General features: G+C 35.6%; 9 protein-coding genes. 1 reads left to right on the plus strand and 8 read right to left on the minus strand.

The window, feature by feature from the left end:
- From ABFR62_11145 to rplM, 6 genes are all read right to left on the minus strand, one after another.
- Window positions 1-506, minus strand: a 506-nt coding sequence (locus ABFR62_11145) for a sulfatase-like hydrolase/transferase (protein MEN8138974.1), incomplete at its 3' end; no start/stop codon positions are given.
- Between the two features lie 198 nt (window positions 507-704).
- Window positions 705-1853, minus strand: coding sequence for a BamA/TamA family outer membrane protein (locus tag ABFR62_11150; protein ID MEN8138975.1), 1149 nt, complete (start codon window positions 1851-1853; stop codon window positions 705-707).
- A gap of 102 nt (window positions 1854-1955) precedes the next feature.
- Window positions 1956-2789 (minus strand): translation elongation factor Ts, encoded by an 834-nt coding sequence (tsf, locus tag ABFR62_11155; GenBank protein ID MEN8138976.1) that lies wholly within the window; start codon window positions 2787-2789, stop codon window positions 1956-1958.
- 103 nt (window positions 2790-2892) lie between these two features.
- Window positions 2893-3687 carry a 30S ribosomal protein S2 gene (gene rpsB / locus ABFR62_11160; GenBank protein ID MEN8138977.1) on the minus strand — a complete coding sequence of 265 codons (795 nt, stop codon included), beginning with the start codon at window positions 3685-3687 and terminating at the stop codon, window positions 2893-2895.
- A 238-nt stretch (window positions 3688-3925) separates the two neighbouring features.
- On the minus strand, window positions 3926-4312 hold the full coding sequence (gene rpsI, locus ABFR62_11165; protein ID MEN8138978.1) for a 30S ribosomal protein S9: 387 nt from the start codon (window positions 4310-4312) through the stop codon (window positions 3926-3928).
- Window positions 4312-4767, minus strand: a complete 456-nt coding sequence (rplM, locus tag ABFR62_11170) for a 50S ribosomal protein L13 (GenBank protein ID MEN8138979.1) — start codon at window positions 4765-4767, stop codon at window positions 4312-4314. The genes rpsI and rplM overlap by 1 nt, the downstream gene beginning before the upstream one ends.
- 759 nt (window positions 4768-5526) lie before the next feature.
- On the opposite strand from rplM, the gene ABFR62_11175 reads away from it, so the two are divergent.
- A complete protein-coding gene (locus ABFR62_11175) occupies window positions 5527-6318 on the plus strand; it encodes a TorF family putative porin (GenBank protein MEN8138980.1) in 792 nt (263 codons plus the stop codon).
- Window positions 6319-6391: 73 nt separating this feature from the next.
- On the opposite strand, the gene ABFR62_11180 is transcribed toward ABFR62_11175, so the two are convergent.
- Window positions 6392-6949: an outer membrane beta-barrel protein gene (locus ABFR62_11180; protein MEN8138981.1), complete on the minus strand. Its 558-nt coding sequence runs from the start codon at window positions 6947-6949 to the stop codon at window positions 6392-6394.
- A gap of 423 nt (window positions 6950-7372) precedes the next feature.
- Complete coding sequence (gene serS, locus ABFR62_11185; GenBank protein ID MEN8138982.1) at window positions 7373-8644, minus strand: serine--tRNA ligase; 1272 nt, start codon at window positions 8642-8644, stop codon at window positions 7373-7375.
- Window positions 8645-9439: the final 795 nt, after the last annotated feature.

Raw genomic sequence — 9439 nt, forward strand, 5'->3', positions numbered from 1 at the left:
CCAAAGTTTTTTCTAAAATCAGGATATTCCTTAGGATCCGGATAATCAGGTAATTCAGGTTCTTCCTCAGCATTCAGGTGATAAAGATTACCGAAAAATTCATCAAAACCATGGTTTGTTGGTAAATGTTCATCCCGATCTCCCAAGTGATTTTTACCAAATTGTCCGGTTGCATACCCTTCTTCTTTAAGTAATTCAGCAATTGTAGGATCTTTTTCCGAAAGACCTTCTTTAGCTCCCGGTAATCCAACCTTACTTAATCCGGTACGGAAAACACTTTGCCCGGTAATAAAAGTAGAACGACCGGCAGTACAACTCTGTTCAGAGTAATAATCGGTAAACATCATACCCTCATTAGCTATACGGTCAATATTAGGTGTAGTATAACCTACCATACCGTGCGTGTAGGCACTTACATTAGATTGTCCGATATCATCCCCCCAAATAACGAGGATATTCGGTTTGTCTTGCGCAAAAAGCGTAATGCTTAGTAATGATATAACCATCACTAAAGCGGTTGATAATAATTTCTTCATAGATTTAATTTTAGGCTAACTAAATTACAAAAAAAAATCTATTTATCAATCTAATTGTCTGATTGTAAGTATTTTATTTTAGATTCGGTCTGACTGTTAATTTTAAAAACAGTCTTAATATTAATAATCCTATACATATACCTTATCATTGTTTATAGTAATTAAATTTCAAAATGCTTCCTGAAAACTAATATAAAACCCTTTAGTGCTTCTACCCAAACCAAAATCAAGCCTTAAACTTACTCTTGGCTGAAATTCGAGACGATATCCGATACCGAAATTGGGAGCTGCGTAAAATACCTCAGTTTCCTCGCTAAACATTGTACCTACACCAGTCCAGGTAACTAATGAATGCCGTGAAGCTTTTTTATTGAAATACAACTTGTACCTGTATTCAACAATGGTAAATGCCATAGATTTATCTCTAAGCCTACCCCATAAATAACCTCTAAGATCAAAAGGAGTCCCAAGTAAAGACATTTCTCCATATGGTACCTCGCCGACCCCAACCCTCAACATTGCCTGTATTGCCAAGACTCTACCCGGTTTTCCTACAGAAAAAAAATTGCGAACATCAATCTCATTAATATTATAATCATTATTTCCACCCAAATAATCACCATAAAATGTACTTGAATACTCCAGAAAAAAACCTGAATATGAATTTTTTGGCAGATCTCTTGAATCATATCTGGCTATAAAACCTAAGCCTGAATTAAATGGCATTTCATTATATTTTGAAAAAGATTCATCCTGCTTTACTTCAGGGCTTGCTCCAGATCCATATGTATAATTGAAATCTATATTAAGGCCGACAAACCAGTTTTTCTTTAACTCCCAAAACATACGTGAATTTATTAACCACCACTTCCTGTGATAAGAGGTTTCATCCGATTTAGCCTTATCGATAGTCTCATTAAATCCAACCCCAAAATAATGATCAGGCATTGTTTTATACCAAAATTCTCCTTCAAAAATTAATCTTTCTCCCATTAGGTAAATTATGGGGAAAGAGTTAAACACCTTTGCTCCAACCGAAGAATAAGAAAATGATAAAGGGATGGATGATCGCTTTGAATTTATGTCTCCACGATCGGTTTTAAACGACAAATACCCTCCTCCTGATAACATTATACCTAATTCCGGTGTATAACCGGGAGTAATAAAAGGAGTCAGCAGCCAACGGCCATCATCAATACTATCGGCTTTAAATACTATGAAGGGTTTCTTTTTTTCTGCAGAATCAACATTCTGGGAATAAAGCATATTATTAATCCCAAGAAAAATACAGAAAGCTAACAGAAATATTTTTCGCATTTTACATAAGAAATATTAGAAACCAATACTCTTATACAAGATAGCAAAAAAAAAGCTCCGAGGAAAACCTCAGAGCCTGATAAACAATATTTTACCTTAAAATTAACCGATAGCTACACGAGCAAATTTTGCAACTTTAAGATCTTTATCATAAGATTTTACGTAATCAGCAACTGATTGTTTGCTGTCTTTGATAAATGCCTGGTTAACCAATGTATTCTCTTTGAAGAATTTCTTGATTTTTCCTTTTGCAATATTATCTAACATTGCTTCAGGCTTACCTTCCTGACGAAGTTGATCTTTAGCTATTTCGATTTCTTTATCTATAATAGACTGATCAACACCTGTTTCATCAAGAGCAACAGGATTCATAGCAGCAGCCTGCATAGAAACATCTTTTGCAGCAACATCAGCTCCTTCTACATTTGCAGAAAGCTCAGTTAAAACAGCAATTTTATTTCCTGCGTGGATGTAAGAACCAACAAGAGCTCCTTCGAATTTGAAGAAATCTTTAATCTCAAGTTTTTCACCTACAACACCGGTTTGCTCAACTAGTTTCTCAGCAACAGTTTGTCCGGCAGCAAATTCAGAAGAAAGGTATTCTTCTAAATTAGATGCAGAAGAGTTTAGTGCAAGGTTTGCGAATTCTGTAGCCAATTTTACGAAATCATCGTTCATTGCAACAAAATCAGTCTCACAGTTCAATGATATAACAGCACCTTTTGATTTATCTTCACTTACTACAGCTATAGCAGCACCTTCTGTGTTTTCACGGTCAGCACGCTTAGCAGCAACTTTCTGTCCTTTTTTACGAAGAACTTCGATTGCTTTATCAAAATCACCTTCAGCCTCTACTAATGCCTTTTTACAGTCCATCATTCCGGCACCGGTTTGCTTTCTAAGTTTATTTACTTCAGCAGCAGTTATTTTAGCCATGATTATTATACTATTTTTGATAAGTTTTCACTTATCGTTAATCTTTTCTCAAATAAAACAGCTGAGACAAGAATAGTTCTTGTCTCAACATGTTAATCAAATATTATTTTTTTTCAGCGTCAGCCTTTTTTGCCTTCTCTGCATCAGCCTTTTTTTCTGCATCAGCAGCTTTTTTAGCTTCTTGTTCTTGCTTAGCTCTTTCGCGCTCAGCTTTTCTGTCAGTTAACCCTTCAGAAATTGCAGATGTAACGTGCCCTAAAATTACGTTAATAGATTTAGAAGCATCATCATTAGCAGGAATTGCAAAGTCAACCAACTCAGGGTTTGAGTTAGTATCAACAATTCCGAAAATAGGAATGTTTAATTTTTTGGCTTCCGCAACAGCAATGTGTTCACGTTTAATATCTACCACAAATAATGCACCCGGAAGACGAGTCATATCTGAAATAGATCCAAGGTTTTTCTCCAAATTAGCTCTTTTACGATCTATCTGTAAACGCTCTCTCTTTGAAAGAATGTTAAATGTACCATCCGTTTTCATTTTGTCGATTGACGACATTTTTTTAACTGCTTTACGGATAGTAACAAAGTTTGTTAACATACCACCTGGCCATCTCTCTGTGATGTAAGGCATGTTAATTTCCTTTACTTGTTCTGCAACAATATCTTTTGCTTGCTTTTTTGTTGCTACAAACATAATCTTACGACCTGTTGCAGCGATTTTTTTCAATGCATTTGTAGCCTCATCTAATTTGATTGCAGTTTTGTGCAAATCAATAATGTGGATACCATTGCGCTCCATAAAAATATAAGGAGCCATAGCCGGATGCCATTTTCTTGTAAGGTGTCCGAAGTGTACACCAGCATCCAATAATTCTTTAATATCTACGTTTGCCATTTCTTTTACTTTTTTTAATTAGTTTACTTTCTGTTGATTTTAGCAATAAAACTCTATAATTCAAGGTTGAAATATTCACCTGAATGTCCGTTCTATTTAGATGCTAAACTAATTCGCTATTCTACCTTGCTGCATAACGCAGACAGGTTGCGAAGCGATTCGCTTTTGCGGATTAACATGCTAAGCAACTCGCACGTTTTTCCATACAGAACAACAGGAAACAAAACTCAATAAACTGTTAACGTTTAGAGAATTGGAATTTCTTACGTGCTTTCTTCTGACCGTATTTTTTACGCTCAACTTTACGAGGATCACGTGATAACAATCCTTCTGGTTTCAAAACAGCGTGGTTTTCCTGATTTAGTTCAACCAATGCTTTTGAAATAGCCAAACGAATAGCTTCTACTTGTCCTGTAATACCTCCACCGTAAACATTTACATTTACGTCAAACTGGTTAGCTGTACCCGTAAGGTTGAAAGCCTGTTCCATCTTGTACTGTAATGTTGGTGTTGGGAAATACTCTTTGTATTCCTTTTTGTTAACAATAATGCTCCCAGATCCCTCCTTAAGGTAAATACGAGCAACGGAAGTTTTACGTCTCCCAATTTTGTGAATTGTCGCCATTATTTAAGATCGTTTAAATTAATTAATGTAGGATTTTGAGCTTCATGAGGATGCTCAGAACCAACATATACATTAAGGTTTCTAAACAAAGCAGCTCCCAAAGTGTTTTTAGGTAACATACCCTTAACTGCTTTTTGAACCATTTTGCGAGGATCTTTTGCCAACAATTCGCTTGCTGTTAAAGTACGCTGTCCTCCAGGGTAACCTGTGTGACGAGTGTAAACTTTTTGATCCCATTTTTTGCCCGACAGGCTAATTTTTTCAGCATTGATAATGATAACATAGTCACCAGTATCAGCATGAGGAGTGAAGTTTGCTTTGTACTTCCCTCGGATAATTTTGGCTACTTTAGATGCCATACGACCAAGTGGTTGGTCCGCTGCATCAACTACTACCCATTGCTTGTCAGCAGTAGCTTTGTTAGCCGAAATTGTTTTGTAACTCAACGTGTTCACAATACAACTGTTTTAATTAATATAATATGTAATAAACATTCCTTACCCAATAAGGGCGTGCAAAGATACGAAGTTTTTTGGAACACACAAATGTGTTGATGTGTAGATAGTTGACATATTTGCATTTGAATTAAAAACACAGCTAAATGTCTGATTGTGCAAATATGCTTTAAAAATTTTAAACGTTTCAGATAATATTAAAAAACATGCTATATATAAGGAGTGTTTCGTTAACTTATTTTCGCTGATATATTATAAACTGTACCCGATAAAATAATCAAAGCTTAAACCAAATAAACATTCTGATTAAAAAATGTGCTTATCCGACTCTATATAATAGTTCTCTTTCAAAATTGCATGAGCATTCTGCAAAAAAAAGTAATTATTCCCTGCAACATCCCTATACAAACACAGAGAACACTTATTTGATTTTTTCACTTATTTTATACATAACATTGTAAAAACACAGGGGGTATAATGCAAATATGACATAAATCAACAAAACATCCACGTAAAACAGGGGGGGGTTGCTTTAAAAAAACATATATTTGACTTGTTAGTAACAAAACGTAACCATTATCAATGTTTTAGTTTAGAAAGAACACATTTTAACACCTGGAAGTGACTTTCATAAACACATTGGTCAATTTTGCTTTTGCTATAACATTCATTAATTACATAATCCTTGATGGTCAATTCCTTAATACTTTATATTCATGTACTAAGAGTAAGATGAACTATCGAATAATTATTAAACCTATGAAATATAGAAGTACTAAATGCGTAAAAACTGTCCGCATTGAAAAATCAATTCGAAAAATTATTGTAAGTCTGTCGGTGCTATTGGTATTATCAACTGCCAATGCCCATGAAATTACTGAAACAAGTGCAGAGTCTCCTGTTTCAATCGGAGCCGATTTTGTTTCGCGCTACGTATGGCGTGGGCTTAATTTTAGTCAAAATGCACCGGCCATCCAGCCTTCAATCGAATATTCCATCGGAGGGTTCACGGCAGGAACCTGGGGCTCTTATACCTTTGGCGAAGTAACTTCTCAGGAACTTGATTTCTATGCATCATATACATTTATCGATGAGATGTTCACTATTGGAGTAAACGATTACTTTTTTCCATCAGAAGATGCATATTACGATTTCTTTGAGTATGCCAATACCAGAACCGGTCATGTACTTGAAGCAACAATGCGGTACAACGGTACATCTTCGCTCCCTTTAAGCTTTATGCTTGCAACTAACTTCTATGGAGCAGATAAACAAACTGACGAAAGTGGAGATGCAAAAACTCATTATTCCACCTATCTCGAATTAGGCTATAGCTTCGCAGTAAAAAATATAGAAATAAGCACCTTTATAGGCGGTGTCACCTCCGAAAGTAAATATTACCAAACAAAAAAAGCTGCTATCACAAATATAGGTGCATCTTTCTCCAAGACAGTCAAATTAACAAACAGTTATGGTTTGCGACTAAATACATCACTGATATTAGATCCAAATAACCATGAAGCATATCTGGTTTTTGGACTGACCATTTAACTTCATAAAAAAATCACGGCTCAATTTAAACAATCGGGCCGTGATATTTTAACCGTAATATAGTAGTTGTTTACTAAATAGAAAATCCTAAACCTACCTGCATATACTGGTTATTATACCCTAAGCCATCAATAACATCAAACATCCCCCAGTGATACCTGAAATCTATAGTAAACATCAGTATTTTTACACCTGCTCCTACTTGTAATGGCATGTCAAAAGTATTAACAGTTCCATCCGGAGTATCAACTGAAGCTACCGAAACATCTATATTATCCGAAACCATAAAGTTTAGACCCGTACCCGCAGTTATAAAGGCAGGACCTAATTTAAATTTCAAATACAATGGTACACTTATGTAGTTCAATTTGTGCGTATAGGCACGTTTTACTTCATATCCGTTTTGCAAGTACTCCAAACCATATCCAAAATGAAACATCGGTATAATCTTATGTTCTTTAAACAAACCAACATAAAATGAATTCAAATGATTACCAAACCTGTTTCCATCATCACTTATACTGGCATAGTTCCAACCCGAACGGATACCAATTTTATTCTGGGCATTCAATTGAACCGTAGTTAAGGCAATAATTACAGCCAATATCATTACACTTCTAAAAAGCTTCATAATTTTCAATTTTAGATTAAGAAATAATTTTTCATTGTAACATTCTCATTTACAACACTTAAAATTACAGCTTATTGAGTTGATTTCCAAATACTTATACCTGTCACCTTTAATATCAACTACTCTATAACAGGACTAACTGTTATAAAACTTCTTTTTTGAATATTTATGCGCCTTTTCCCGCTATCCATTTATACGCTTCGTTGCCAAAGGTATTCACAGCAGCTGTGCAAGGATCTTCAAAGGTCTTTTCAGCTCTTCCACAGCTCTGCTCATTACCTTTGGCAACTGCAGGGTATCATTCCTATCGGGGGCTTAATACCAAAATAAATAAGGGCTTGATCATCTTATCAACAAAGAAGATCAAACCCTAACTTTTTTAAAAAAACTGTGAGCTGCCAGCAAGCGGCTGTCAACTATTTTTTAATCTATATAATCAAACCCGGTGTATTTTCTCAACACTTCAGGAATCTCAACACCTTTCTCTGTTTGATAGTTCTCCAACAAAGCTGCAAGAACCCTCGGCAGAGCCAATGAGCTGCCATTAAGTGTATGAGCCAAGTAGCGTTTACCATCCTTTGCAGTATAACGTAGCTTAAGTCTGTTAGCCTGGAAAGTAAGGAAATTAGATACAGACGAAACTTCCAGCCAACGCTTTTGTGCGGCAGAATAAACTTCAAAGTCGTATGTCATGGCAGAAGTAAAACCTGTATCACCTCCACACAATCTCAATATACGAAATGGCAATCCAAGCTCCTGCAATATTCCCTTCACATGCTCAACCATTCCGTCAAGGGCCTCCCACGATTTATCAGGGTGCTGAAGCTGAACTATCTCAACCTTGTCAAACTGATGTAAACGATTCAGACCTCTAACATGCTTTCCATACGATCCTGCTTCACGGCGAAAACAAGGAGTATAAGCTGTAGCTTTAATTGGAAAATCTTCTTCCTTGAGAATTGTATCGCGATACATATTAGTTACCGGAACCTCTGCCGTAGGTATCAGATACAAATTATCTGTCTGTGCATGATACATCTGGCCTTCTTTGTCAGGCAATTGTCCGGTTCCTATTCCCGAAGCTTCATTTACTAAATGAGGCACCTGAAATTCTTTATATCCTACATCAGTATTCTTATCTAAGAAATAATTTATTAAGGCACGTTGCAAACGCGAACCTTTACCCTTATACACAGGGAATCCTGCTCCGGCAATTTTCACTCCCAGCTCAAAATCAATAATATCGTATTTAGCAGCAATTTCCCAATGTGGAAGAGCTTCATCGCCCATCTCAGGTATTTCACCTTCCTGTAGTACTACCTCGTTATCTTCCTCCGATTTTCCGGCAACAACTTTCTCGTTAGGTACATTAGGTATATTGTAAAGTTCGTTCTGCAATTCTTCAGAAACATTCTGCAACTGTGAATTCAAATCTTTCGACTCAGCCTTCATCTGTGCTACTTTAGCTTTTATTTCGTTTGCCTCGACACCTTTTCCCTGCTTAAAAAGACCCCCGATTTCACCAGCCAATCTCTTCTGCTCAGCCAACGAGCCATCAAGTTTATTCTGAATCGACTTCCTGTCATCATCCAGCTTCAAAACTCTGGCAATTGGTTCTTCAGCATCAAAAAACCTTTTCTTCAGCCCCTCTATTACAGCCTCTTTATTTTCTCGTATGTACTGAACTTGTAGCATAACAAATTTATTCTTAATATTTTATTCAACTAAACTGCCTACCGTCGGGCAGGCATCGAAACAGCCTGTAAAATAACCATATTTCACATGAAATTGTAACGACTGACAAAAGTAATACAAAAAAAAATAGCCCCAACATGTTGAGGCTACTTTTAATTTAAAGGGAACGTTTATAAATTAATATCTTCTATTCCCTTACCACTACGAAGGAAGATCCCACTATAAGCAGAACTACTCCCACAGCTAATAGTAAATACATCTGAATGGAATTTAGTTATTTTTTACCCTATAAAGATAGCTTAAAGTAGCGGATTTCTTACCCTGTTAGTGCATTTATTTATAAATATTTTGTAAGCTGGAAATAGCAGTAATTTAAGGTGTTTACGACTTTAATTAACAATTTGATGTTAAAAACCTTTATTTAATTACAATTTTGTAGGAATAATATTGTTACTTTTCGTCATTTATTTCATTTTTTTTCGTATAAATATGATGTATTTCATCTCATGCATAAAAAAAAGCCCCCTACACGTTGCTGATTACCAGTTATTTAACACTTTACACATATTTAAATAGATAACTTACTACCTCAGCTTTACTATTTTTTCAGGGTAAAGTTGAAAAGTTACAAATGATATATCTGAAATAAAAAATAAATAACGTAGAATTGGGGTGTTTTGTTGGAAAGTCGGGCGAGTTGAAGAACATTCTTGGGGTCAAGTCATATTTTTGGGGATAAAATCATATAAAGCATTTGGTTGGACCGATTCAATCTATGGTTTACTGCATTTATTT

It is taken from the genome of Bacteroidota bacterium, from assembly GCA_039714315.1.
In the GTDB taxonomy this organism is placed as follows: domain Bacteria; phylum Bacteroidota; class Bacteroidia; order Flavobacteriales; family JADGDT01; genus JADGDT01.

What these genes read in the sequence shown, in the direction of transcription:
- ABFR62_11150 (MEN8138975.1), bottom strand. Translation starts at nt 1,853, where the DNA reads ATGCGAAAAATATTTCTGTTAGCTTTCTGTATTTTTCTTGGGATTAAT.
- tsf (MEN8138976.1), bottom strand. Translation starts at nt 2,789, where the DNA reads ATGGCTAAAATAACTGCTGCTGAAGTAAATAAACTTAGAAAGCAAACC.
- rpsB (MEN8138977.1), bottom strand. Translation starts at nt 3,687, where the DNA reads ATGGCAAACGTAGATATTAAAGAATTATTGGATGCTGGTGTACACTTC.
- rpsI (MEN8138978.1), bottom strand. Translation starts at nt 4,312, where the DNA reads ATGGCGACAATTCACAAAATTGGGAGACGTAAAACTTCCGTTGCTCGT.
- ABFR62_11175 (MEN8138980.1), top strand. Translation starts at nt 5,527, where the DNA reads ATGAAATATAGAAGTACTAAATGCGTAAAAACTGTCCGCATTGAAAAA.
- ABFR62_11180 (MEN8138981.1), bottom strand. Translation starts at nt 6,949, where the DNA reads ATGAAGCTTTTTAGAAGTGTAATGATATTGGCTGTAATTATTGCCTTA.
- serS (MEN8138982.1), bottom strand. Translation starts at nt 8,644, where the DNA reads ATGCTACAAGTTCAGTACATACGAGAAAATAAAGAGGCTGTAATAGAG.